Genomic DNA, 22,557 nt, shown 5'->3' on the forward strand with positions numbered 1-22,557 from the left:
CGCGGGCCGCCGCTCCGGGAGCGCCCTGGCATCGCGTTGAGCAGGCACCTCATTAGGGTCTTAGTGCCGTAGACCGGATTCCGGCCCCGGTCAACACTAAGACTGGTAGGACGCTGTACGAGGGTGCCCGCGATCTGGGTTTCTGCACTTCCGCCCCAGTCCCCCGGACGAATGTGCCGGTCTCATCGAATGACAGTCTCGTCGGTTGTCGCAGTGCTGTGATCTGCCCCAGCAGGTACGCCGCGAGGAGGTCGATGGTGGGCAAGAAGAAAAAGAACAAGAGCGCCGACGGTCAGGACGAGCAGGCCGGGAAGAAGATGCGCCGCAAGGAATATGAAGCGGAGATGGCCGTCCTGCAAGGTGAGCTGGTCGCCCTGCAGGAATGGGTGAAGTCCTCCGGCGCCAGGATCTGCATCGTGTTCGAGGGCCGCGATACGGCAGGCAAGGGCGGCACCATCAAGCGCATTGTGGAGCGGGTGAGCCCCCGGGTGTTCAGGGTGGTGGCCCTCCCCACCCCGACCGAGCGCGAGAAGTCCCAGATGTATCTCCAGCGCTACATGGCGCATTTTCCGTCGGCCGGCGAGGTGGTCATCTTTGACCGCAGCTGGTACAACCGCGCCGGCGTCGAGCGTGTGATGGGCTTCTGCACCCCGGAACAGACCCAGCGGTTCCTCGACATGACCCCCATGGTCGAGAAGGCGATGGTGGACTCCGGCATGATTCTGCTCAAGTACTGGCTCGAGGTCAGCGCGGACGAGCAGACCCGGCGGCTCGAGAGCCGCAAGGATGATCCCCGCAAGACCTGGAAGTTGTCGCCGATGGATCTGAAATCCTACAGCCGGTGGTACGACTACTCGCGGGCCAGGGACGCCATGTTCGAGGCGACCGACACCGCCTGGGCACCGTGGTACGTCGCGCACAATGACGTCAAGAAGCGTGGCCGGCTCAATATCATCAGCCATCTTCTCAGCCAGATTCCCTACGAGCCGTTCCCGGGGCTCGACGTCGAGCTGCCGAAGCGCCAGAAGTCCGGCAACTACCGCGAGCCGACCCTGGCCGTGCGGCATATCCCGACCCCGTTCTGAACACCGCCCCCGGCGATGAGGAGAAAGTCATGAGCGACAATCCCGGCGCAGCGGCTGGCTTGGCCGCGACCGACGCGGACGCGACGTGGTACGCGCTTGCCCCGGCCGAGGTGGCGGCCGAGCTGAGGGTGGACCCGACCCGCGGCTTGAGCACGGGCGAGGCGCAGCAGCGGCTGCAGGAGTACGGCCCCAACGCCCTGGCAGCCGCGAAGCAGGAGCCGGTCTGGAAACGGTTTTTCAAGCACTACCGGGACTACATGCAGATCGTGCTCGTGGTCGCGGCCCTGGTCAGCCTGCTGATCGCGGAATACGGGACCGCGATCGGACTTGCCCTGCTGACGCTGTTCAACGCGTGGCTGGGATATCACCAGGAGGGCAAGGCCGAAGAAGCCGCCGCCTCCCTGGGGCAGATGATGAAGGCGATGGCCAAGGTGCGCCGCGACGGCGTCATGGCCGAGCTCCCCGCCGAACAAATCGTGCCCGGCGACATCGTGATGGTCGACGCCGGCGACCGCGTCCCGGCCGACGGCAGGGTGATCCTGGCCGCGACGCTCCAGATCGAGGAGGGCGCCCTCACCGGCGAGAGCGTTGCGGTCGAGAAGGACACCGCAGCTATCAGCCGGCACGACGTCGGCATCGGAGACCGCGTGAACATGGCGTTCATGAACACGAACGTGACCCGGGGCCACGGCGAGATCCTCGTTACCACCACGGGCATGGGGTCCGAGGTCGGCCATATCGCCAACATGCTGTCCGCGCAAAAAGTGGAGAAGACCCCGCTCACGAAGCAGGTCGACCGGCTCACCATCTTCATTATCATCGCGGCCCTCTTCGCCTTCGTCGCGATCGTCGTGATGGGCCTGGCCCAGGGCGACTCCTTCGCGGTGCTCTTCGGGATCGGGGTGGCGCTCGCGGTTGGCTCCATCCCGGATGCGCTGCCGGCCGTCGTCACGACCATCCTGTCCGTCGGCTCGGTCAACATGGCCAAGAAGAACGCAATCATGAAGGTCCTGCCTGCGGTTGAGACGCTGGGCTCCACGTCCGCCATCAACTCCGACAAGACCGGCACCCTGACCCTGAACCAGATGACGGTACGGGAAATCGTGACGGTGCAGCACCACTACACCGTGAGCGGGGAGGGATACAGCTTCGAGGGCCAGGTCAAACGGACCACCGGCGACGCCGAACGCGACTTGGACTACGTGATGTTCCCCTGCGCCCTGTGCAACGACTCGGACATCCAGGACGGCGACGTCATCGGGGACCCCACCGAGGCCGCGCTGTACGTGCTCGCGCAGAAGGGCGGCGTGGACGTCACGGAGTTCCGCCGGAACCATCCGCGGGTGGCCTCCGTCCCCTTTGACTCCGACTACAAGTTCATGGCCACCTTCCACCGGATGCCGGGCGCCGACGGCAGGCCCGTGATCCGGGCTTACGTCAAGGGAGCGCCCGACGTCGTCCTCGAGCGGTCCTCGTCGGCGCGGATGCCAGGCGGCCGCGCCGAGCCCCTGACCGAGGAAATGCGGGGGAAAGTGCTGGACGCCAACGATCGCATCGCCAGCCAAGGCAGGCGGGTGCTCGCCCTGGCGCAGCGCGAGTTTGACCCCGCGACGTTCCAGCCCTCGGGCGACCTCATGGCGCTGATGCAGGACCTGGAGATTTCGGCGCTGATCGGCGAGGTGGACCCGCCGCGTGCCGAGGCGGTGGCCGCTATTGCCAAGGCGAAACACGCCGGCATCCGGGTCCGGATGATCACCGGCGACCATGCCGTCACCGCGGCGGCGATCGCCGACGAGCTTGGCATCCGGGGACGGGCGGTCACCGGCGCCGAGTTCGCCGCGATGTCCGACTCCGAGGCCGACAGCCAGGTGGACGGGATCGGCGTGATCGCCCGCGTGGCGCCCGAGCACAAGGTCCGGCTGGTGCAGGTGCTCAAGCGCAAGGGCCACGTTGTCGCGATGACCGGTGACGGCGTCAACGATGCCCCCGCCATCGCCGCGGCAGACATCGGGATCGCGATGGGCATCACCGGCACCGACGTCGCCAAGGGGGCCGCCAAGATGATTCTGGCCGACGACAACTTCGCCACCATCGTGACGGCGGTCGAGCAGGGCCGGCTGGTCTATGACAACCTGCAGAAGTTCATCCGGATCCAGGTCGCCAACCTGTTCATGTTCATTCTGGCCTTCATCGGGTCCTCAGCGTTCGCGATCGCCGGAACAGCGCTGCTCAGTCCGGCGCAGGTGTTGTGGATCCATATGGCGATTGTCGCCCCGATCGGCGCGGTCATGGGCCTGGACCTGGCAACGCCGGGCATCATGGACCGCAAGCCGCGGCCATTCAATGAACAGATCATCGTCCGGTCGATGATGATCCGGCTGTTCGTCGTCGGGCTGTTCATGGCGGCCGCGACCCTGGTGCTCGTGCAGATCGGCAAGACCACGTACGGCTCGCTCGAGATTGGCCAGAGCATGGCAATTGTCGGCCTGGGGCTGATGAACATCACCGTCGCACTGAACCTGCGTTTCCCCGAGGAGAGCGCTTTCGGACCCTCCACGGTGTCCAACCCGAAGCTGCTCTGGGCCTTCGCCTGGGCCGTCGTGGGCTCGATGCTGATCACCCAGATCCGGGTGCTCCAGGACCTGTTCGGCACCGTCCCGCTCACCGGTGCGCAGTGGGTGAACTGCCTCGTGCCGGCCGTGCTGCTGCTGCTCCTTGGCGAACTGTTCAAGCTGATCCTCCGGGCCAGGCACCCGAAGGATCAGGCCAAAGCCCTGGTGCCGCCCGTTCCTGCGTGACCGCGTCGGCAGCCGCCGGGGCCGGAACGTCGCGTTCCGGCCCCGGCAGTTTGAGGCTCCCGGCGGTTTGAGACTCCCGCCGGGCCGGTCCTAGTGAACGAGGCCCTTCAGGACGTTCTTGGGGCGCTGCATTTCGCCGTGCTTGGCGCCGAGAACAATTACCCAGCCCGCGAACACGGGAATGGCCCACTGCAGGACCTTCAGCTGCTGCTGCGCGGCCCGGAGCTCCTCCGAGGCGCCGGGCTTGGGCTCCGTGGCGCCCTTGGCTCCTTCGGCGGCCAGTTTCTCGACCTTGGCTCCCTGCAGGCCCGCGTACAGGGTCACGGCCGCGCCGGCGAGGGTGACCACGGACTTGTAGACGCTCAGGCGCGCGACGCCGTCCTGCTTGGCCATCCGGCCCTGGTTCTCCCGGATGATGGCGAGTCCCGAAAGGAAATGCGCACCGAACGCCGCGGCCTGGTACGGCGCCCACTTCTTCCACCCCAGGCTCGACAACCGGGTCCGTTCCGCCGGGTCCTTGGCTTCCGCCACGGCGCCGTTGAGCCCAATGGCGCCCATCAGCGAACCGCCGAACCAGGCGGCTGCCGTCAGGTCGTGAATGGATCGGGCAACAAGATTTCCTGCCATGTTGAGCTTCCTATCGTCTGTCTTCGAATCCGAAAATCGCGGCGGCAGCGGGACTGCCACGTGCCGGAGGTCCGCGAGCGCGGTCCTGTCCCGGCTATGGTAAGCATACTTAGCACCAGCTTGATAGTCCCGGCTGCCGTTTTGCCCCGGGGTAGAATCGGCGCGGGGGCAGGACGCCGATTCACCGGAGCAGATATGGTTCAGCAGCACCGTCATGACACATGAAGAGTCCGGAATGGAAGCCCTTTTAGGCGACGCCGCCGACGCCGCCGAGGCAGCGTCGGACAGCCCCGTACTCGACGTCGTCGCGCGTTCCGGATTCGCCGTGATGGCGCTGCTGCATGTGATCATCGGGGCGATCGCCGTCGCCCTGGTCCTGGGTGCCCCCGGGCAGGCCGAACCCTCCGGCGCCATTGAACAACTCGATGCCAACCCCTGGGGTCCGGCCGTGATGTGGGCGGCCTGCGTCGGGTGCGCGGGGCTTGCGCTCTGGCAGCTGAGCGAAGCGACCCTGCGGGCCCGCCACCTGCCGCGGGGTGAGCGGCTGGGCAAACTCGTCTCCTCGGGCTTCCTCGCGATTGCCTATGGCAGCGTCGGGCTGAGCTTCGTCGGCTTCGCTCTTGGCCAGCCCGGCGACTCAGGCGATTCGACCCGGGACTTCAGTGCCACGGTCATCCGCAGCCCCTTCGGCACACCGGTCCTGATCGGTCTCGGCCTGACCATCATGGGGATCGGCGTGTACTTCATCGTCAAAGGCCTCGGAAAGAAGTTCAAAGAGGAACTGCACCGGTTCGAGGGGACCCGTCGCGGCAAGCTGATCAGCGCCCTCGGAGTCGCGGGCCACGTGGCGAAAGGGCTGGCGCTGATCCTGACGGGGCTGTTGTTCGTGGTCGCCGCGGCAACCAATGATCCCGACTCGTCCACCGGCTTGGACGGCAGCCTCAAGGCGCTCCGGGACCATCCCTTCGGCCCTTACCTGCTCCTGGCGATCGGGGCGGGATTTATCGCCTACGGCGGATTCGCGCTGGTGCGCGCCCGCTTCGGACGGATGTAACTCAACGTCGAGGTAGCGGGTTCCTTGTTGGAGGCCGCCAGCGGGACTATCGTGGTGCTACCCCTCGGGCCCAGCTGGGACGGCCGCCGGCGGCAGGTCTCGCAGAGGTATGCCATGAGTTACGTTCCGGTCAGCAGGCGCACGATCAGACGGCACCGTGAGTCCGAGCGGTCCACAAGGCGCCTCGTCGCCGTCCTGTGCGCAGCGGCCGCCGTAGCCTGGCTGCTGTCGGTCACGATGTCCACGGCAGTGCACGTCGACACCTTTGCCTACAACATCGCCGTTGTGCTGCACGTGCTCTTCCTCGTGGTGGCCTTCGGCGCCATCATCCTGGTGGACTGGCACGGCTTCCTGTGGCTCATCGGCAGACGCGAACTGAGCGAAATCATCCGGCTCGACGGGGCGGCCACGCCGCTGATCTGGGGCGGCCTGGCCGGCATGCTGGCCACCGGCGTGTTCCTGAACCCGCACCTGACCAACCCTATGACCGACGTCAAGCTCGCCGCCGTCCTCGTGCTCAGCCTCAACGGGATCCTGCTCATCCCGCTCATGCGGCGGCTGGCCCGGCTGCCGTCCGATTCCTCGTTCACGGACCTCACCGTCGGCCAGAGGGCGCACATGATGTCGTGCCTGCTGATTTCGCAGCTGTGCTGGTGGACGGCGATCATGATCGGGTTCATCAACGCGCAGTTCTGAAAGCCAGCTCCGCAGCGGCCTAGGCCGGACGGTTCTTCGCTGGCAGGGCCTTGGCCGGCAGCGGGACCACGTCACCTTCCTGGTAGAGCAGGGCCCGGACCTCGGATTCGGCGGAATCCAGCCGCTTGGGGTCAATGGTCTCCGCGGCTGCGAAATGGTCAAGCAGCCGGGGGTCCACGTAGCTCTTGCGGGCGATCGACGGCGTATTGCCCAGCACCGCGGACGCATCGACCATGGCCCGGCTCACGGCACGTTTGCGGCCGGCCACCTTGGCCTGCGGCCCGCTCCGGGCCAGGCTGACGGCGGCCGCCACCGTTCCCCGAAGGGTGCGGAAGTCCTTGGCAGTGAAGTCCTCCCCCGTGCGCTCTTTGACGTACTCGTTGATGTCCGCGCTGGACACCGGATGCCAGTGCCTGCCCTCCTTGTAGGCCAGCAGGCGGCCGTTTCCGCCGCGTCGCTTGAGCTGGCGCACGACGGCGACGAGGTCGGCGTCGTCGATCCGTGACTCCCAGGTTTTGCCGCTCTTGGCGGGGAAACTGAGCCGGAGCTCGTCCTTGCGCACCCTGACGTGGGCGCACAACAGCGTGGCCAGGCCGTGACTGCCGTTCTCGTTGGTGTAGCGCTCGGAGCCCACCCTGAGCGAGCCGCTGTCCAGCATCCGGAACGCGGCCGCCAGCACCCGCTCCCGGGTGAGCCCCTCGGAGCGCAGGTCCATGGTCACGCGGCGGCGCGCCGTGGGGAGCGTTTCGGCCAACTGCAGGGCCCGGTCGAACTTGAGCCGGTCCTTCTTCTCCCGCCATCCCGGATGGTAGATGTACTGCCGGCGGCCGACTGCATCCAGCCCCGTCGCCTGGATATGCCCGTTCTCGTACGGGGCTATCCAGACATCCGACCAGGCCGGCGGAATACCGATGCGCTCCAGCCGCTCGCGCACCGGACCGGGCGGCAGCGTGGCCCCGTCGAGGTCCCGGTAGCTAAAGCCGGTCCCGGCGGGGACCCGGCGGTACCCGCGGCCGGACGCGTTGCTGTGACGGAGCCTCACTGGGGCCCCCTGCGCGAAACGTGCTCATCCATAACGGTAAGCCTACTGACTACCGCCCGTCTTGCCACGTCAGCAAACAACGCGGGGTCACTTCGCGCCCATGTTCCCGTCCGGGATGGGCGCGAAGTGACCCCGCGTTGGGCTGTGCTGTGCGGGTTGTGCTGTGGGCGGGGGCTAGACCTCCGCGGCCACTCCGCCGCGGGAGATCTCCACCATCTCCTCGCGCGGGACCACCTTGATGCGCTCACGGGCGACCTCGACGCCGTGCGAGGCGCCGGCAGCCGTCGCCGTCTCGCCGAGGCCACGTTCGTGGGCGTCGAGCGCCAGCCAGCCTTCCCAGCTCGTGTACTGGATGCCGCGGCCGGCCAGGAGTTCGACGATCGCCTCCGGGGCGGGCGCCGCGGCCAGCGGCAGGTTTTCGCGGTCCTCGAGGAGGTAGGTCACGGTTTCCAGGGCGTCGCCCTTGGTGTGGCCGATCAGACCCACCGGTCCGCGCTTGATCCAGCCGGTCGCGTAGATTCCCGGCACGTGGGTGCCGGCGGCGTCCAGAACGCGGCCGCCGTCGTTCGGCACAACACCCTTGCTGTGGTCGAACTCTACCTCGGGCAGCGCCGAGCCGAAGTAGCCGATGGCGCGGTACACGGCCTGGACCGGGTAGTCGACAAACTCGCCGGTGCCGCGGGCGTTGCCGGTGCCATCCAGTTCGGTGCGCTCGAACTTGATCCCGGCGACGCGTCCGGGAGCCTCGGCGCCGTCGTAGATCTCGACCGGGCTGTGCAGGAAGTGCAGGTGCAGGCGGCGGGAAGCCTTGAGCTCGGAAAGGTCTTCCGGCTGTTCGGCAATCCAGTTGGTGAGCGTGCCCACCATGGTCTTGGTCTGGTTGTTGCTCTGGATCTGCCGGTCGGACTCGGCGTCGAACTCGAAGTCCTCGGCATAGAGGATGATGTCGACGTCCTTGGAGTGGGACAGTTCGCGCAGCTCCAGCGGCGTGAACTTCACCTGGGCCGGGCCGCGGCGGCCGAACACGTGGACGTCTGTGACGGGCGAGGACTTCAGCCCGGCGTAGACGTTGTCCGGGATTTCCGAGACGAGGAGGTCGTCGGCGTGCTTGGAGAGCATGCGGGCCACGTCCAGGGCCACGTTGCCGTTGCCGATGACCGCGATTTCCTTGGCCTCCAGCGGCCAGTCGCGGGACACATCGGGGTGCCCGTCGTACCAGGAGACGAAGTCCGCGCCGCCGTACGAGCCCTCGAGCTCGATGCCGGGGATGTTCAGGTCCGCGTCCTTGATGGCGCCGGTGGCAAAGATGACGGCGTCGTAATGCGTGCGGAGATCGTCGATGGACAGGTCCGTGCCGTAGTCCACGTTGCCGAAGAAGCGGATGTCGCCGCGGTCCAGGACCTTGTGCAGGGCGTTGACGATGCCCTTGATGCGGGGGTGGTCGGGGGCCACGCCGTAGCGGATCAGGCCGTAGGGTGCCGGGTAGCGGTCGAAGAGGTCGATGCTGACGGTGAGTTCACCGCTCTTGACGGCCTCGCTCTTGGTCAGGATGTCCGCGGCGTAGACGCCGGCGGGGCCGGAACCGACGACGGCGACGCGCAGCGGGCGGGCGGCGGTTCCTACAGGGGTGTTCGTTGACACGGCTGTGTTCCTTTGTTCTTCTGCATCCGTTGCTCCATGACCGCCCTCTTGAGGCTTGATAACGGCAGTTGTGGAGCAATCGACGGGTGTTAGGGGGTCAGTACGCGGGTCTTGGTGGTGCGCGGGGCGTTCGGGGTGGTGGTGCTGTAGTCCGCGACCTTGAAATGCGCGGGCGCGAACGGGCTGACCCGGACGACGTCGCCGATCACGATCACGGCCGGGTTCGCAACACCTGCGGCCTCGGCCTGGTCCGCGATGGTCCCGAGCGTCCCGATGGTCACCCGCTGGTCCGGCAGGTATCCATTCTCTACGATGCCAACCGGCGTGCCTGCTGGCAAACCGGCGTGCGCCAGGGAGGCCGCGGATTCGCGCAGCTGACCCACGCCCATGAGCAGGATCACGGTGTGGTCGGCGCGGGCCGGGACCTCGGAGAGCTCCTCGTGGCCGGTGACCACGCTGAAGCCCTTGGCCAGTCCGCGGTGCGTGACGGGGATACCTGCGGCGGCGGGGACGGAGATCGCGGAGGTGACACCGGGGACCACTTCGACGTCGACGTCGTTCTGCCGGCAGAATTCGGCCTCCTCGCCGCCGCGGCCCAGGACGTACGGGTCACCGCCCTTGAGCCGGACCACGCGGTGGCCCTGTCGGGCTTCAGCGACGAGGATGGCATTGATCTCGGCCTGCGGCACCGGGTGGTGGCCCGGGGTCTTGCCGACCTCGATCACCCGGACGTCGGGGGCCAATTCGGCCAGGAGCTCGCGGGGGCCGAGGCGGTCCGCCACCACGACGTCGGCCTGGCCCAGGAGCCGGCGGCCGCGGACGGTGATGAGTCCGCTGTCTCCCGGTCCGCCGCCCACGAGGGCAACGGAACCTGCTCCGGTGGTTGCGCCGGTGCCCGAAAGACGGTGCCGGCGCAGCGGCAGGTCTCCGGTTTCCAGAGCCGTGGCGACGGCGTCGCGCAGGGCCATGGCGCGGCGCGGGTCTCCCCCGGCGTTGACGGCGATCTTGACGTCGTCCACCACGGCGACGGCTGGCGTCCAGGCGGCGGACGCTTCGTGGTCGGAGGCGTTGACGCACCAGATGCGCTGCGCCTCGGCGTCGGCCGAGACCTGCGCGTCGACGGCGGCGTCGCCCGTGGCAGTCTGGACGAACCAGACGGCGCCGACGTCGGACGGGCGGTAGGGCCGCGGCTCCCAGGCCAGGAGGCCGGCGTCGGCGAGGCGGGAGAGCGCCGGGCAGGCAGCCGGGGCCACAACCGTGACGAGGGCTCCGGCGTCGAGCAGTCCCTTGGCGCGCCGCGCGGCCACGGGACCCCCGCCTACCACCAGCACGGGACGGCCGAGGAGGCGCAGCGCCGTGGGGTAAATGTCCTGAATTGCCATGCATCGACGATAGGGCGGCGTCACAGAGCGGAACAACGGTGGGGAAACACCAGTTCACGCAAGGTAATGCCGCGTCACATAGCGCCGGCAGCCGGAAGGGGCCACCGCGGGCCGGGGGACCCGTCGGCTCGGCAGCCCTACGGCCTATTTCACGGCAATGAGCTCGATGAGTTTGATGTCGGGGTCCTTGGCGAGCATGGCGGGACCGTGTTCGCCAAGGGCGGCGGGGATGGCACCGCCCAGATGGGCCTGCCGGTCCTCCTCGGTATCGAAGGTGTCGAAGATGCCGAAGGTGTTGTCGTTGACCCTAAAGGCGTACCAGGTCCGCGTGCCCGGCTCGGCCAGGACGATGTCGCGGCCGCCGTTGAGGAAGTCCCAAACGTCCTGTTCCTTCCCCGGCTTGGCTTCGACCAGTGCAAGCACTCCGAATTTTGGCGCCACGGCTGTCTCCTCAGAATCGGATGGATCGGCCGGAATCCGGCCTATAGCCGCGAGTGTAGGCCCGTCCCGGGATCCGGACAAGGCGTAGCAACAAACGCAACGCGGGGTCACTTACGGCCCATAAACCCGGAGTTTATGGGCCGTAAGTGACCCCGCGTTGCTTTGGAGGGGGTGCTTGGGAGGGGTGCTTTAGCGAGTGCTCCCGGCCAGCAGGCCCCGGCGGCGGAGGAGCCGCTTTTCGATCGGGGCGAAGACGAGCAGTTCGATCAGGATGCCAACGGCAAGGATCAGCAGGATCGCGGACATCGCGATGGTCATGTCCGAGAGGTCGCGGCCCTGGTTCAGCATGGAGCCCAGGCCGAAGCCGATCGTGCCGCCGACGGCGATGATTTCCGCGGCCATCAGCGAGCGCCAGGAGAACGCCCACCCCTGTTTGAGGCCGCCCAGGTACCCGGGCAGCGCGGCCGGCAGGATGATCTGCAGGGCAAGCTGGAGCCGGGACGCGCCAAGGACCTTCCCGACGCTGCGGTACTGCGGCGGAATCTGGTCCACGCCGGAGATCAGGCCGTTGATGATCGACGGGATGGCACCCATGAACACCACGAAATAGACCGTTGCGTCCGTGAGGCCGAACCAGAGGATGGCCGCGGGCACCCATGCCACGGACGGAAGGACCTGCAGCCCGGAGATGAGCGGGCCGAACGCGCGTCTGAGCGGGGCCACCTGCGCCAGCAGGAGGCCCACCGGAGTCGCGACGACCACGCTGATCAGGAAGCCCACGACGCCGCGCTGCAGCGAGGTCCAGACGGCCTCCTGCAGCTTGCCCTCGCCCCACAGGGTTCCGACCTGGCCGATGACATCGAGGGGGCCGGGTACGAGGTCCCGCCGTTTGAAGCCCAGCGACACGTACAGCTGCCAGAGGATGACCAGCACCGCGAGCGCCGCCAGCGGCAGCAGGATCCGGCTCCAGTCGATGCGGGACTTGCGGATGGAGTCGGACTGCAGTGAATCGAGGCCCGCCTCGAGCTCGCGCAGGTCCTCCTTGCCGGTCGAGGAACGGGTCAGGGCGGCGTGGACCTTGCGGGTTTCGGCCGGAGCTTCCGCAGCGGCTTCGGCGTCCGCCACGGGGAGTTGGTTACTGAGCATGGCGGCGGATCTCCTCGCGTAGCCGGGCGGTGATTTCGCCGGTGAGCTGGCCGGCCAGGCCGGCGTCGGTGCGGTGCTCCTCGCTGACGTGCCATTCCTGCACCACGCGGCCCGGCCGGGAGGACAGGAGCAGCACGCGCTGGCCGAGCCTGACGGCCTCGCGGACGTTGTGGGTGACGAAGACGATGGTCCGGCCGGTTTCCTTCCAGATGCGTTCGAGCTCATCGTGGAGGAGGTCGCGTGTGATGGCGTCCAGCGCCGCGAAAGGCTCGTCCATCAGCAGCAGCTGCCGGTCCTGGGCCAGGGAACGGGCCAGGGCCACGCGCTGGCGCATCCCGCCGGACAGTTCGTGCGGCCGCTTGTCCCCCGCGCCGCCCAGGTGGACCAGCTCCAGCAGCTCTCCCGCCCGGACCCGGCGGTCGGCTTTCCCGACGCCACGCAGTTTCAGGGCCAGCTCGATGTTTTCCCGGGCCGTCAGCCACGGGAACAGGGCCGAGTCCTGGAACATGAAGGCGGCGCCGTCGCTGGGCACCTCGAGGGCGCCCGACGTCGGGGCTTCCAGTCCCGCCATGATGTTCAGCAGCGTGGACTTGCCGCAGCCGGACGCACCGAGCAAGGCGACGAACTCGCCCTGCTCGATGGTGGCGTTGACGTCGTCCAGCACCGGGGCGCCGTCGCCGAAGCGCTTGCCCAGGTTTTCCAGTACGACTGGCATGGTCAGGTCCTTACTGTTGTGGCGGATATCTGGCGGCTGGCTCACAGCCGGAGGCGAGGGGGCTAGTCCTTGCCGAGCCCTTGGGCGGAGATTTTCGTGCCGGCCGAACTCTCGCCCAGGACCCTGTTGAGGGCCGTGAGGTCGAAGATGCCGTTGATATCGGCCTGCTTGGTGGTGCCGGCGTCGACCCCGTCCTGGAGCAGCTTCTTGTATGTCCCGGCGAGTGGGTCCACCGTGAAGGTGATGTTCTTCAGGGAGCGGGCGATCACGCCGGCCGGCAGAGCCTTGCCGGACGCTGCCTTGAGTGCGTCATTGAGGACGGTGGCCTTCTCCGCCGCCGGGGCCGCGTTGAGCCAGTCCACGGATTCGGTGTGGCCCTTCAGGAGCGCCTGCACCGTGGCGGGGTGCTCGGCCGCGAACTTCTTGTTCACAATCAGGACCGTGGTGACGAACGCGCCTTTGTCCCAGAGATCCTTCTCGTCCACCAGGACCTTCGCGCCGGCCTGCAGGACCAGGCGGGAGGCCCAGGGCTCCGGCAGCCACGCGCCGTCGAGCTTGCCGTCCTGGAACAGTTTCAGGGTCTGGGCGTTCTCCGTGGGGTTGATCGCGACGTCGCCGCCGCCGTCCGTGGAGGTCTTGAATCCCTGCTTGCCGAGCCATGCCCGCAGGGCCACGTCCTGGGTGCCGCCAAGCTGGGGCGACGCGAGAGTCTTGCCTTTGAGGTCGGCCGCCGAGTTGATCCCGGGCCGGACCACCAGCTGGGCCCCGCCGGACGCGGCGCCGGCGATGATGCTGATGGACTGGCCGTTGCTCTTGACGTAGGAGTTGATGGCCGGGCTGGGGCCGATGTAGGTGGCGTCAATGGCGCCGGCGTTCAGGGCCTCGATCGCGGCAGGGCCGGCGTTGAAGACCTGCGTGCTGAGCTTGGTGGCGCCGAGGTCCTTGGCGAGGAACCCCTTGCTGACGCCGACCAGGGCCGGTGCGTGGGTGATATTGCCGAAGTAGCCGAGCCTGAGCTCGCTGGCCGGCCCGCTGTCTGAGGCTGCCGCCGGGGCGGTTTCCTGGCCTCGGGACAGCGTGGAGGCCACGGCCGCGCCGGCGCCGATCAGGAGCACAAGCCCCGCGGCCAGGGCGATCTCGAGGGTGCGCCGGCGCCTGGGTTTGCCGGTCTCGCCAGCGACGATCCTGGTGGTGCCGGGCGTGGTGCCCTGCTTAGTGCCCGGCTGCTGGCCGGGCACGGGGTTTTCGGGGTTCTGGCTACTGGTGTTTCGAGGTGTGGATGACATGCGTGAAGTCCTGTTCTGGGAAAGACGGATTGGCCGGGCGGGTGGTCAGCGCCGGCGACATCGCCGCCCCAGGAAGGTCCGCCGGAAGCGGACGGAGAGGCGTTCAGTGGTTGTCATGGATTCACCATAGGGAGTGTCATGAACGAGGTTCAACGGTCCGGAAACCGGGGGTCACAGGGGTTCACGGAACGTCACATTCGGCCCGGGCAGCCGGGACCGCCATCCGGGCCCCTGAGTTCATCAATTGCCTTTGACGTTGACGAGCTGCCGCAGCTTGTGCCGTATCTTGACGAGATCGGCGGAGTCGCGCATCACCTGGTCGATGGGCTTGTACGCCGCCGGGATCTCGTCTATGAACGCTTCGCTGGGACGGAATTCGATGCCCTGCATGGCGGTCTTGAGCTCGGCCAGCGAAAACATTCTCTTCGCGGCGGTCCTCGAGTATGCCCTCCCGGCGCCGTGCGGCGATGAGTTCAGGGACACCGGGTTCCCCAGCCCGACAACGACGTAGGACGCCGTTCCCATGGAGCCGGGAATGAGCCCGGCGTCCCCCGCTTCGGCCCGGATCGCCCCCTTGCGCGAGACCCAGACGGATTTGCCGTAGTGCTTCTCCTGCGCGGTGAAGTTGTGGTGGCAGTTGATCCGTTCGGTCTCCCGGACACGTCCTCCTGCCCATGATTCAAACTGCCGGACTACCCGGTCCATCATCTCCTCACGATTCAGCAGTGCGAAGTGCTGGGCCCAATGAAGTTCCCTGATGTAGCGCTCGAATTCGGGAGTGCCCTCCTCAAGGTAGGCCAGGGCAGGATTTGGCAGGTCGGCGGTCCTCATCCGGTCCCCGCTCCGGGCCTGCCCGATGTGCCGTTGCGCGATGTTGTTGCCCACGCCGCGGGAGCCTGAGTGCAGGAACAGCCAGACGGCGTCGGTCTCGTCCGCGCACACCTCGATGAAGTGGTTGCCCGATCCCAGGGATCCCAGCTGCAGCTTCCAGTTCGCGGCGTACTGAGCGGGCTCGAAGCCCGCCGTCGCCGCCATTTGCCGCAGCTCAGCCAGCCGCGGTTCGGCGGTGGCGGTGATCCTGCGGTTGCACTTCCCGGAGGACAGGGGAATGGCGTGCTCGATACCCTCGCGCAGGCGTTTCCGGTCCTTGGGCAAGTCTTTGAGGGCGTACTGCGTACGGACGGCAATCATGCCGCAGCCGATGTCGACTCCCACGGCGGCCGGGATTACAGCACCCAGAGTGGGGATGACGGAGCCCACTGTGGCGCCCAGGCCCAGGTGGGCATCCGGCATCAGTGCCAGATGCGGGTAGATGATAGGCAGCTGAGCCGTGGCAAGGGCCTGCTCGCGGGTCTTGTCATCCAGAATCGACGCCCAGCTGACGAGCCGACTGTTGATGACTTCCACGGCACCCCTCCATGACGATGATCATGGTCCGCCGGCCGGGTGGCAAGGGTCAAAGCGGCGAGATCGCGGGAAACGCTCGAGGTCGCCGTTACTTTACGGCGACCCCGAGCGTTTCCGGCGACTCCCGAGCAGCCGGGTGCCTGCAGCCAGTTCGAGCAGCCTAGATCGAGTAGCGCTCGTCCTCGTGGTCGCCCGGGTGGTCGTTGACCAGGCCCGCGGCGAGGGTGTTGCCGTCGAGCGGGTCGATCACCAGGAACGCCCCCGTGCGGCGGTGGTGCAGGTAGTTCTCCAGCGGGAGCGGGGCGGCGAGCCGGAGTTGCGCATGCCCGATGTCGTTGAGCTCCAGGGTGGTGGTCGGTTCGAGCTGGAAGCTGGCGAGATCCAGCTTGCCCGTCACGTTCCGGACCAGGGCCTGGACGGTGCGGGTGCCGTGTTTGACCAGCACCTTGGCGCCCTCGCGGAGCGGCTTCGGCGAGAGCCAGCACAGGGCGGCGTAGAGGTCGGCGGAGGCCTCGCGGACGGTGCCGGCGGCCGCGATTGTGTCGCCGCGGGCGACGTCGAACTCGTCCGCCAGGCGCAGCGCCACGGACTGCGGGGCGGCAGCCTCGGCGAGCTCGCGGCCCGCGAAGTCGATCCCGATGACGGTGGTGGTGCGCGGCGCCTGGCCCGGGGTGAGGACGCTGACCTGGTCCCCCAGCTTCACCGAACCCTCGGTGATCTGGCCGGCGTAGGCCCGGTAGTCGCGGTACGCCCCCACGTCGAGGCCGCCGGCGAGAGCGTCCGGGGCCAGGGCGCCCTGCGGCCGGACCACCAGCTGGACGGGGAACCGGAAGCTTTCCAGGTGGCTCTCGAGCTCGTCGGCGGCCGGCAGCGACTCGAGGACTTCGAGCAGGGCCGGGCCGGCGTACCAGGGCGTGCGGTCCGAGCGGTCCACGACGTTGTCGCCGTCGAGCGCGGAAACGGGGATGACCAGGAGGTCGGCAACCCCGTCGGATCCCAACCCGAGCTCGCGCCCGACCTTCTGGACGTCGGCCTCGATGTCACGGAACACGTCCTCGCTGAAGTCCACGAGGTCGATCTTGTTCACGGCGACGATCACGTGCGCCACGCGCAGCAGCTGCAGCACGGACAAGTGCCGGCGGGTCTGCTCCAGGACTCCCTTGCGCGCGTCGATGAGCACGACGACGGCATCCGCAGTGGACGCGCCGGTCACCGTGTTCTTGGTGTACTGCACGTGCCCGGGGCAGTCCGCGAGAATGAAGCTGCGGCGGTCAGTGGCGAAGTAGCGGTAGGCGACGTCGATGGTGATGCCCTGCTCGCGTTCGGCACGCAGTCCGTCGGTCAGCAGGGCGAGGTCGATCGCTTGCGTGCCGGTAGCCCCGGCCCCGCCGAAGCCGCGGTCCGCGGAGGTGCGGGCGACGGCGTCGAGCTGGTCGGCGAGGATCGCCTTCGAGTCGTGCAGGAGCCGGCCCACGAGGGTGGACTTGCCGTCGTCGACGGAGCCCGCGGTGGCGAAGCGGAACAGCGTCGTGGGCAGCGCCGCGGCAACGAGGTCAGGGGCCGGGAGGAAAGTGTCCGTGCTCATTAGAAATAGCCGTCCTTCTTGCGGTCTTCCATGGCGGCCTCGGAGATGCGGTCATCGGCCCGCGTGGCGCCACGTTCGGTGATGGTGGAGGCGGCAACCTCAATGACCACGTCACGCACGGTGGCGGCGGCCGATTCGACGGCGCCGGTGCAGGACATGTCGCCGACGGTCCGGTACCGGACCGTCTTGCTGATGACCGGTTCGTTCTCGCGCGGCCGGGAGACCTCGCCGACGGCGCGCCACATGCCGTCGCGGGCGAAGACCTCGCGCTCGTGGGCGTAGTACAGGCCCGGCAGCTCGATGCCTTCGCGTTCGATGTAGCGCCACACATCCAGTTCGGTCCAGTTGCTGATCGGGAACGCCCGGACGTGCTGGCCCACGGTGTGCCGGCCGTTGTACAGGTTCCACAGCTCGGGGCGCTGGTTGCGCGGATCCCACTGGCCGAATTCGTCGCGCAGGCTCAGGATGCGCTCCTTGGCCCGGGCCTTGTCCTCGTCCCGGCGGCCGCCGCCAAAGACGGCGTCGAACTTGTTGCGCTGGATCGCATCCAGCAGCGGGACGGTCTGCAGCGGATTGCGGGTGCCGTCGGCACGCTCGGCCAGCTCGCCGGAATCGATGAAGTCCTGGACGGACCCGACGACGAGCTTGAGGCCCAGCCGCTCCACGGTCCGGTCGCGAAACTCGATGACCTCGGGGAAGTTGTGCCCGGTGTCCACGTGCAGCACCGGGAAGGGCACCTTGCCGGGCCAGAAAGCCTTGGTGGCCAGGTGCAGCATCACCACGGAGTCCTTGCCGCCGGAAAACAGCAGCGCCGGCTTCTCGAACTCGGCAACCACCTCGCGGATGATGTGGATGGCCTCGGACTCGAGCGTGTCGAGGCTGGAAAGGCGGCCCGGGGCTGCGACGCCGATTGCCGCCCCCGCCCCTGCGCCGCGCGGCTGATCTTCGATCAGCCCAGCGCGCGGCTCCGACAGGCCCGATGCCACTCCCGGGGCGGCAATCGGCGTCTCAGCAGCGTCGTTGTCCTGCACAGACTGCTCCAGGTCCTCGTTGGTGATGGGGGCGGCATCGGGGTCGACGGCCACGGAAGGGAAGTTGCTCATACGTGTAGTCCGCATTCTGTCTTGTCGGTTCCTGCCCAGCGGCCCGCGCGGGGGTCATCGCCCGGCGCCACCTTGCGGGTGCAGGGCTGGCAGCCAATGGACGGGTAGCCCTGTGAAAGCAGCGGGTTGACGGGAAGGAGGTTGTCGTCGGAGTACTGCACCAGCTGGTCGAAGCTCCATGCCGCCACCGGGTTGACCTTGACCAGGCCGTTGGCCTCGTCCCAGGTGACCAGCGGGGTGTTGGTGCGGGTGGGGGCCTCGTCGCGGCGGACTCCGGTGAACCAGAGCTCGTAGCCGGCGAGGGTGCGGCGCAGGGGCGCCACCTTGCGCAGGGCGCAACACTGGGCGGGGTCGCGGGCGAAGAGGTCCTTGCCCAGGAGCCGGTCCTGCTGCTCCACGGTGTTCTCCGGCAGGACGTCCACGACGTTGACGTGCAGGTTGGCCGCAACCTCGTCGCGCGTCGCGTACGTCTCCGGGAAGTGGTAGCCGGTTTCGAGGAACAGGACGTCGACGCCGGGGAGCTGGTCCGCGACGAGCGCCGGCAGGACGGCGTCGGCCATGGAGCAGGCGACGGCGACCGCGGGCAGCTCGAAATTCCGGGTCACCCAGGCGATGACATCGCGGGCCGGGGCGTCCCAGCCGAGCTCGGCGGCGCCGGCCTCGGCGAGGGCCTTCAGCTCGTCATGCGTGCGGAGCGCAGCCGTCATTGCAGGTCTCCTTCTTCAGCAGCGTGAGCCCACTCGGCGAAGGTCTGGCCCTCGGCGTGGTCGGCGACGAACTTCCGGACCACACGCTCCACGTAGTCGGGGAGGTCCTCGACGTAGACCTTGAGGCCGCGGACGGTGCGGCCGAGGCCCGCCTCCTCGCGGCTGTCGGACGCCAGCCCGCCGCCGAGGTGGACCTGGAACCCGGGGGTGGGATCGCCGTCGGGCGTGGGCAGCATCATGCCCTTGAGTCCGATGTCCGCCGTCTGGATCCGGGCGCACGAGTTGGGGCAGCCGTTGATGTGCAGGGACAGCGCCTGGGGCAGCTGCTTGCTCTCGACGAGGTCGGCCAGGCGGCGCTCCAGCTCGGCAACCGCAGTCGCCGCCGTCACCTTCGTTTCCACGATGGCCAGCTTGCAGAACTCGATGCCCGTGCAGGCGATGGTGCCGCGGCGGAACACGGACGGCCGCGCGGACAGGCCCAGGGCGTCGAGCTCGGCCACAAGGGGCTCCACTTGGTCCTTGGGGACGTCCAAGACCACGAGCTTCTGGTGCGGGGTGGTGCGCAGGCGCTGGGAGCCGCGGGCTTCCAGGGTGTCCGCGAGCTTGACGAGCTGGCCGCCGGAGAGGCGTCCGGCAAGCGGGGTGGCGCCGATGAAGAACTTGCCGTCCTTCTGTTCGTGCACGCCGATGTGGTCGCCGGGCGTGGACGGTTTGGGCGCGGCGGGACCGTCGCTGAGTTTATAGCCGAGGTATTCGTCCTCGAGGATCTGCCGGAACTTCTCCGGCCCCCAGTCGGCCAGCAGGAACTTCAGGCGGGCCTTCGTGCGCATGCGCCGGTAGCCGTAGTCGCGGAAGATGCTGGTCACGCCGAGCCACACGTCGGCGGCCTGGTCCGGCCGGACAAAGGCGCCGAGGCGCTTGCCCAGCATGGGGTTCGTGGAGAGTGCGCCGCCCACCCAGAGGTCGTAGCCGATGCCGAGTTCGGGGTGGACCAGGCCCACCAGGGCGACGTCGTTGATCTCGTGCACCACGTCCTGGCTGGGGTGGCCGGTGATGGCGGTCTTGAATTTGCGCGGCAGGTTGGCCAGTTCCGGGTCCCCGATGAAGCGTTCGGCGAGTTCCTGGATCAAAGGCGTGGGATCGATGATCTCGTCCTTGGCGATGCCCGCAACCGGGGAGCCGAGGATCACGCGGGGGACGTCACCGCAGGCTTCCGTGGTGGACAGCCCCACGCCCTCAAGCCGTCGCCAGATCTCGGGAATGTCCTCTACCCGGATCCAGTGCAGCTGGATGTTCTGGCGGTCCGTGAGATCGGCCGAGTCGCGCGCGAAGTCCACGGAGATCTGGCCGATGACGCGCAGCTGCTCGGTGGTGAGTGCGCCGCCGTCGATCCTGACCCGGAGCATGAAGTACTTGTCTTCGAGTTCGTGCGGCTCCAGCGTGGCCGTCTTGCCGCCGTCGATCCCGGGTTTGCGCTGGGTGTAGAGCCCCCACCAGCGGAAACGGCCGTGCAGATCCGTGCCGTCGATGGAATCAAAACCGTGCTTGGCGTAGACGGACTCGATACGCTCACGGACGTTGAGGCCGTTGTCTTCCTGCTTCCACGTTTCGTTGGCGTTCAGTGGCGCGGTGCCGTCCACCTTCCACTGCCCGTGCGGCTTCGCGGCGGGACGGGAGGGGCGCTTGGGGCGGCCGGCGGCAGCCTCGTCCGTAGACGCTCCGGCTAGAGCTGTATCAGTCATGCATCGACTGTAGGGGCGGCTCTAATGCCGTCACAAAGGGTCAGAAACGGGGAGTCACCTAGGGAAATATTTCGTCACGAACCGCCGGAAAGCCTTGAACACGCCCTTTGCCTGTGCTTCGGCCGGCGCCTCAGGCCGGGTCTGGAGGGGCGCGGCGAGCGCGGCGTCGTAGCGTTCCAGCGCGGCGTCGTAGCGTTCGAGCGCGATGTCGGCGAGGACGGGCGAGGGCAGGAGCGGCGCCGTGACCAGGTCCGCGCCGGCCTTGGCCAGCTGGTCGTGGAAGAAGCCCGGCGCCAGGAGGTACGAGGCGATGACCACCCTTCCGCCGAGATCCACAGCCCCGGCCGATTCCCCCGCGCCGGCACCGCCCGCGGCCTCCTCGCGGAGCATGGCGACGGCGTCGGGAACCGAGGGCTTGGCCGACGCGCCGTAGGCGGCCACGATCCGGTTCGACCGCAGCGCCCGGAGCTGGCCGGTGAGTTCCTCGACATTCTTCGCGGCGGTGGGGTCGGAGGACCCGGCAGCAGCGAGGATTACGGCGTCGTTGTCCGTTACGCCGGCCTCGCGCAAACGCTGGTCCAGCAGCGCGGCGAGGCGCGGGTCCGGCCCCAGCGGCGCGGCCGCCACAGTGCCCGGCCGGCTTTTCACGGCCCGTGCGATGTCCACCTTGACGTGATAGCCGACGCTGAGCAGCAACGGAACCACGACGGCGGTTTCCCCCGCCGGGAGCCCCGCCACGACGGCCGGCAAGTCCGGTTCCTGCACGTCGACGTAGGCCTCGCGGACGTCGAGTCCGGGACGCAGCGCGGCGATGCCGTCCCGGAGGGCGTTGACCTCCGCGGCTCCGAGCGGGCTGGACGTGCCGTGGGCGCAGGCGATCAGGATGGGGCTATTCATAGCCGTTAGCGTAACCTTGGAGCCGCCCTATCCGCCCCTTGATATCGACCGGGATGCTTCGTGACCTTCTCCTTCAGCATTGTCCTGGTCTGGCTCGACCTCGCCGGCGTCTTCTTCTTTGCGGTCTCCGGCTCGCTGCTCGCGGCCCGCAAACAGTTCGACATCATCGGCTCGCTGCTCCTGGCCTCAGTGGTGAGCCTGGGCGGGGGCGTCATCCGCGACATCATCATCAACGCGGGTCCGCCCGCGGCCTTCACCAACCCGGCATATCTGGCGCCGCCCCTGCTCGCCACGGTGCTGGTGTATTTCCTGTTCTCCAGTGTTCAGCGCTACACCTCGCTGCTGGTCCTCTTCGATGCCGGCGGACTGGCCCTGTTCTGCATCACGGGCACGCTCAAGGCCCTGGCCGCCGGCATGAATCCCGTGGCAGCCGTCCTGCTGGGCGTCACGACGGCGGTGGGCGGGGGGCTGCTGCGCGACATCACCGCCAACGAGGTGCCGCGGCTTTTTGACCCCGGGGATCTGTATGCGCTCCCCGCGTTCGCCGGGGCGGCATCGACCGTGATCCTGTCCCTCACGGGGACCTTCACAGCGGTGACTGCCTCGGCCGTCGCCGCCCTCGTCTTTGCCTTCCGGGTCACGGCCTGGCGGCGCCACTGGTACGTTCCCCTGGCGGTCCGCGGCTGGCACCGGCTGGGCCTAGACTCGGCGGAAAGTGACAGCTGAGGATTAGCTAGGATAAGAGCATGACTGACATGTTCCTCGAGAAATTCCGCGCGCTTGTTCCGAAGTATCTCGAAGACGAATGGCAGGAAGAAGATGGCCTCCCGGCCGACGAGCTCGACGCGGCCCTCGCCGAACACCAGTTCGAGATCCCGCTGGTGCTGCGCGAGTTCTACCTGGCCCTCGGCGGCTGCGAGGACCTCATGGAGGCCTACCACTACTTCTGGGACCCCGAAGAGCTCGAAGTCGATGACGAGGGCTTCCTGATGTTCCTCGAGGACGAGGAAGAACAGTTCACCTGGGGCTTCCGCGTGGGGGACCTCAGCGTCCCGGACCCGATCGTGTACCGCCGCAATAACGCCCGCGGCCAGTGGAAGAGCGAGGAAGGGACCTTCTCGGAGTTCGTCTTCGACATGTTCGAGTGGGCCTTCAACGACGAGGACGAGGACTAGGCTCCGCTTCCTCCTGCCGGCCGCTACT

Annotated in this window: 20 protein-coding genes; 6 read left to right on the plus strand and 14 right to left on the minus strand. The window is 68.0% G+C overall.

The window, feature by feature from the left end; translation table 11 throughout:
* Positions 1-254 precede the first annotated feature (254 nt).
* The gene (gene ppk2 / locus C8D78_RS06770; RefSeq protein WP_120951357.1) at positions 255-1,085 is read left to right on the plus strand and encodes a polyphosphate kinase 2; all 831 of its coding nucleotides are present in this window, start codon (positions 255-257) and stop codon (positions 1,083-1,085) included.
* 29 nt (positions 1,086-1,114) lie between these two features.
* Positions 1,115-3,883 carry a cation-translocating P-type ATPase gene (locus C8D78_RS06775; protein WP_244208282.1) on the plus strand — a complete coding sequence of 923 codons (2,769 nt, stop codon included), beginning with the start codon at positions 1,115-1,117 and terminating at the stop codon, positions 3,881-3,883.
* Positions 3,884-3,973: 90 nt separating this feature from the next.
* Here C8D78_RS06775 and C8D78_RS06780 read toward each other — a convergent pair whose 3' ends face one another.
* Complete coding sequence (locus C8D78_RS06780) at positions 3,974-4,510, minus strand: hypothetical protein (RefSeq protein ID WP_120951359.1); 537 nt, start codon at positions 4,508-4,510, stop codon at positions 3,974-3,976.
* Between the two features lie 235 nt (positions 4,511-4,745).
* Here C8D78_RS06780 and C8D78_RS06785 point away from each other — a divergent pair, with 235 nt between their 5' ends.
* Complete coding sequence (locus tag C8D78_RS06785; RefSeq protein ID WP_120951361.1) at positions 4,746-5,564, plus strand: DUF1206 domain-containing protein; 819 nt, start codon at positions 4,746-4,748, stop codon at positions 5,562-5,564.
* A 114-nt stretch (positions 5,565-5,678) separates the two neighbouring features.
* Positions 5,679-6,260, plus strand: coding sequence for a hypothetical protein (locus tag C8D78_RS06790; protein WP_120951828.1), 582 nt, complete (start codon positions 5,679-5,681; stop codon positions 6,258-6,260).
* Between the two features lie 19 nt (positions 6,261-6,279).
* On the opposite strand, the gene C8D78_RS06795 is transcribed toward C8D78_RS06790, so the two are convergent.
* The 13 genes from C8D78_RS06795 to C8D78_RS06855 form a co-directional block, all read right to left on the minus strand.
* The gene (locus tag C8D78_RS06795; protein WP_120951363.1) at positions 6,280-7,302 is read right to left on the minus strand and encodes a DNA topoisomerase IB; all 1,023 of its coding nucleotides are present in this window, start codon (positions 7,300-7,302) and stop codon (positions 6,280-6,282) included.
* Positions 7,303-7,476: 174 nt separating this feature from the next.
* The gene (locus C8D78_RS06800; protein ID WP_120951365.1) at positions 7,477-8,943 is read right to left on the minus strand and encodes an FAD-dependent oxidoreductase; all 1,467 of its coding nucleotides are present in this window, start codon (positions 8,941-8,943) and stop codon (positions 7,477-7,479) included.
* Positions 8,944-9,032: 89 nt separating this feature from the next.
* Positions 9,033-10,325 (minus strand): uroporphyrinogen-III C-methyltransferase, encoded by a 1,293-nt coding sequence (gene cobA / locus C8D78_RS06805; protein WP_120951367.1) that lies wholly within the window; start codon positions 10,323-10,325, stop codon positions 9,033-9,035.
* A gap of 144 nt (positions 10,326-10,469) precedes the next feature.
* Entirely contained in the window at positions 10,470-10,766 is a 297-nt protein-coding gene (locus tag C8D78_RS06810) for a putative quinol monooxygenase (protein WP_120951369.1), read from the minus strand.
* A gap of 189 nt (positions 10,767-10,955) precedes the next feature.
* Entirely contained in the window at positions 10,956-11,912 is a 957-nt protein-coding gene (locus tag C8D78_RS06815) for an ABC transporter permease (protein ID WP_120951371.1), read from the minus strand.
* Entirely contained in the window at positions 11,902-12,627 is a 726-nt protein-coding gene (locus tag C8D78_RS06820; RefSeq protein ID WP_120951373.1) for an ABC transporter ATP-binding protein, read from the minus strand. Before C8D78_RS06820 ends, C8D78_RS06815 begins: the two co-directional genes overlap by 11 nt.
* 62 nt (positions 12,628-12,689) lie before the next feature.
* On the minus strand, positions 12,690-13,913 hold the full coding sequence (locus C8D78_RS06825) for an ABC transporter substrate-binding protein (RefSeq protein WP_244208283.1): 1,224 nt from the start codon (positions 13,911-13,913) through the stop codon (positions 12,690-12,692).
* A 240-nt stretch (positions 13,914-14,153) separates the two neighbouring features.
* On the minus strand, positions 14,154-15,320 hold the full coding sequence (locus tag C8D78_RS06830) for an RtcB family protein (RefSeq protein WP_120951377.1): 1,167 nt from the start codon (positions 15,318-15,320) through the stop codon (positions 14,154-14,156).
* A 160-nt stretch (positions 15,321-15,480) separates the two neighbouring features.
* Complete coding sequence (locus C8D78_RS06835) at positions 15,481-16,905, minus strand: sulfate adenylyltransferase subunit 1 (RefSeq protein ID WP_120951379.1); 1,425 nt, start codon at positions 16,903-16,905, stop codon at positions 15,481-15,483.
* Complete coding sequence (gene cysD, locus C8D78_RS06840) at positions 16,905-18,008, minus strand: sulfate adenylyltransferase subunit CysD (protein WP_244208284.1); 1,104 nt, start codon at positions 18,006-18,008, stop codon at positions 16,905-16,907. The genes C8D78_RS06835 and cysD overlap by 1 nt, the downstream gene beginning before the upstream one ends.
* The gene (locus tag C8D78_RS06845) at positions 18,005-18,715 is read right to left on the minus strand and encodes a phosphoadenylyl-sulfate reductase (RefSeq protein WP_120951381.1); all 711 of its coding nucleotides are present in this window, start codon (positions 18,713-18,715) and stop codon (positions 18,005-18,007) included. The genes cysD and C8D78_RS06845 overlap by 4 nt, the downstream gene beginning before the upstream one ends.
* The gene (locus C8D78_RS06850) at positions 18,712-20,457 is read right to left on the minus strand and encodes a nitrite/sulfite reductase (protein WP_120951383.1); all 1,746 of its coding nucleotides are present in this window, start codon (positions 20,455-20,457) and stop codon (positions 18,712-18,714) included. The genes C8D78_RS06845 and C8D78_RS06850 overlap by 4 nt, the downstream gene beginning before the upstream one ends.
* Before the next feature lie 54 nt (positions 20,458-20,511).
* Positions 20,512-21,354 carry a sirohydrochlorin chelatase gene (locus C8D78_RS06855; protein ID WP_120951385.1) on the minus strand — a complete coding sequence of 281 codons (843 nt, stop codon included), beginning with the start codon at positions 21,352-21,354 and terminating at the stop codon, positions 20,512-20,514.
* Positions 21,355-21,414: 60 nt separating this feature from the next.
* Between C8D78_RS06855 and C8D78_RS06860 the strand changes: the two genes are divergently transcribed.
* Both C8D78_RS06860 and C8D78_RS06865 read left to right on the plus strand, forming a co-directional pair.
* On the plus strand, positions 21,415-22,080 hold the full coding sequence (locus C8D78_RS06860) for a trimeric intracellular cation channel family protein (RefSeq protein ID WP_120951387.1): 666 nt from the start codon (positions 21,415-21,417) through the stop codon (positions 22,078-22,080).
* A gap of 20 nt (positions 22,081-22,100) precedes the next feature.
* A complete protein-coding gene (locus tag C8D78_RS06865; RefSeq protein ID WP_120951389.1) occupies positions 22,101-22,529 on the plus strand; it encodes a hypothetical protein in 429 nt (142 codons plus the stop codon).
* Positions 22,530-22,557 lie beyond the last annotated feature (28 nt).

It is taken from the genome of Arthrobacter oryzae (genome assembly GCF_003634095.1).
Classification (GTDB): domain Bacteria; phylum Actinomycetota; class Actinomycetes; order Actinomycetales; family Micrococcaceae; genus Arthrobacter; species Arthrobacter oryzae.

Excerpts from the sequence above, each read along its gene's own strand:
- ppk2 (WP_120951357.1), top strand. The coding sequence starts at position 255 with ATGGTGGGCAAGAAGAAAAAGAACAAGAGCGCCGACGGTCAGGACGAG.
- C8D78_RS06775 (WP_244208282.1), top strand. The coding sequence starts at position 1,115 with ATGAGCGACAATCCCGGCGCAGCGGCTGGCTTGGCCGCGACCGACGCG.
- C8D78_RS06780 (WP_120951359.1), bottom strand. The coding sequence starts at position 4,510 with ATGGCAGGAAATCTTGTTGCCCGATCCATTCACGACCTGACGGCAGCC.
- C8D78_RS06785 (WP_120951361.1), top strand. The coding sequence starts at position 4,746 with ATGGAAGCCCTTTTAGGCGACGCCGCCGACGCCGCCGAGGCAGCGTCG.
- C8D78_RS06790 (WP_120951828.1), top strand. The coding sequence starts at position 5,679 with ATGAGTTACGTTCCGGTCAGCAGGCGCACGATCAGACGGCACCGTGAG.
- cobA (WP_120951367.1), bottom strand. The coding sequence starts at position 10,325 with ATGGCAATTCAGGACATTTACCCCACGGCGCTGCGCCTCCTCGGCCGT.
- C8D78_RS06815 (WP_120951371.1), bottom strand. The coding sequence starts at position 11,912 with ATGCTCAGTAACCAACTCCCCGTGGCGGACGCCGAAGCCGCTGCGGAA.
- C8D78_RS06820 (WP_120951373.1), bottom strand. The coding sequence starts at position 12,627 with ATGCCAGTCGTACTGGAAAACCTGGGCAAGCGCTTCGGCGACGGCGCC.
- C8D78_RS06825 (WP_244208283.1), bottom strand. The coding sequence starts at position 13,913 with ATGTCATCCACACCTCGAAACACCAGTAGCCAGAACCCCGAAAACCCC.
- C8D78_RS06835 (WP_120951379.1), bottom strand. The coding sequence starts at position 16,905 with ATGAGCACGGACACTTTCCTCCCGGCCCCTGACCTCGTTGCCGCGGCG.
- cysD (WP_244208284.1), bottom strand. The coding sequence starts at position 18,008 with ATGAGCAACTTCCCTTCCGTGGCCGTCGACCCCGATGCCGCCCCCATC.
- C8D78_RS06845 (WP_120951381.1), bottom strand. The coding sequence starts at position 18,715 with ATGACGGCTGCGCTCCGCACGCATGACGAGCTGAAGGCCCTCGCCGAG.
- C8D78_RS06850 (WP_120951383.1), bottom strand. The coding sequence starts at position 20,457 with ATGACTGATACAGCTCTAGCCGGAGCGTCTACGGACGAGGCTGCCGCC.
- C8D78_RS06855 (WP_120951385.1), bottom strand. The coding sequence starts at position 21,354 with ATGAATAGCCCCATCCTGATCGCCTGCGCCCACGGCACGTCCAGCCCG.
- C8D78_RS06865 (WP_120951389.1), top strand. The coding sequence starts at position 22,101 with ATGACTGACATGTTCCTCGAGAAATTCCGCGCGCTTGTTCCGAAGTAT.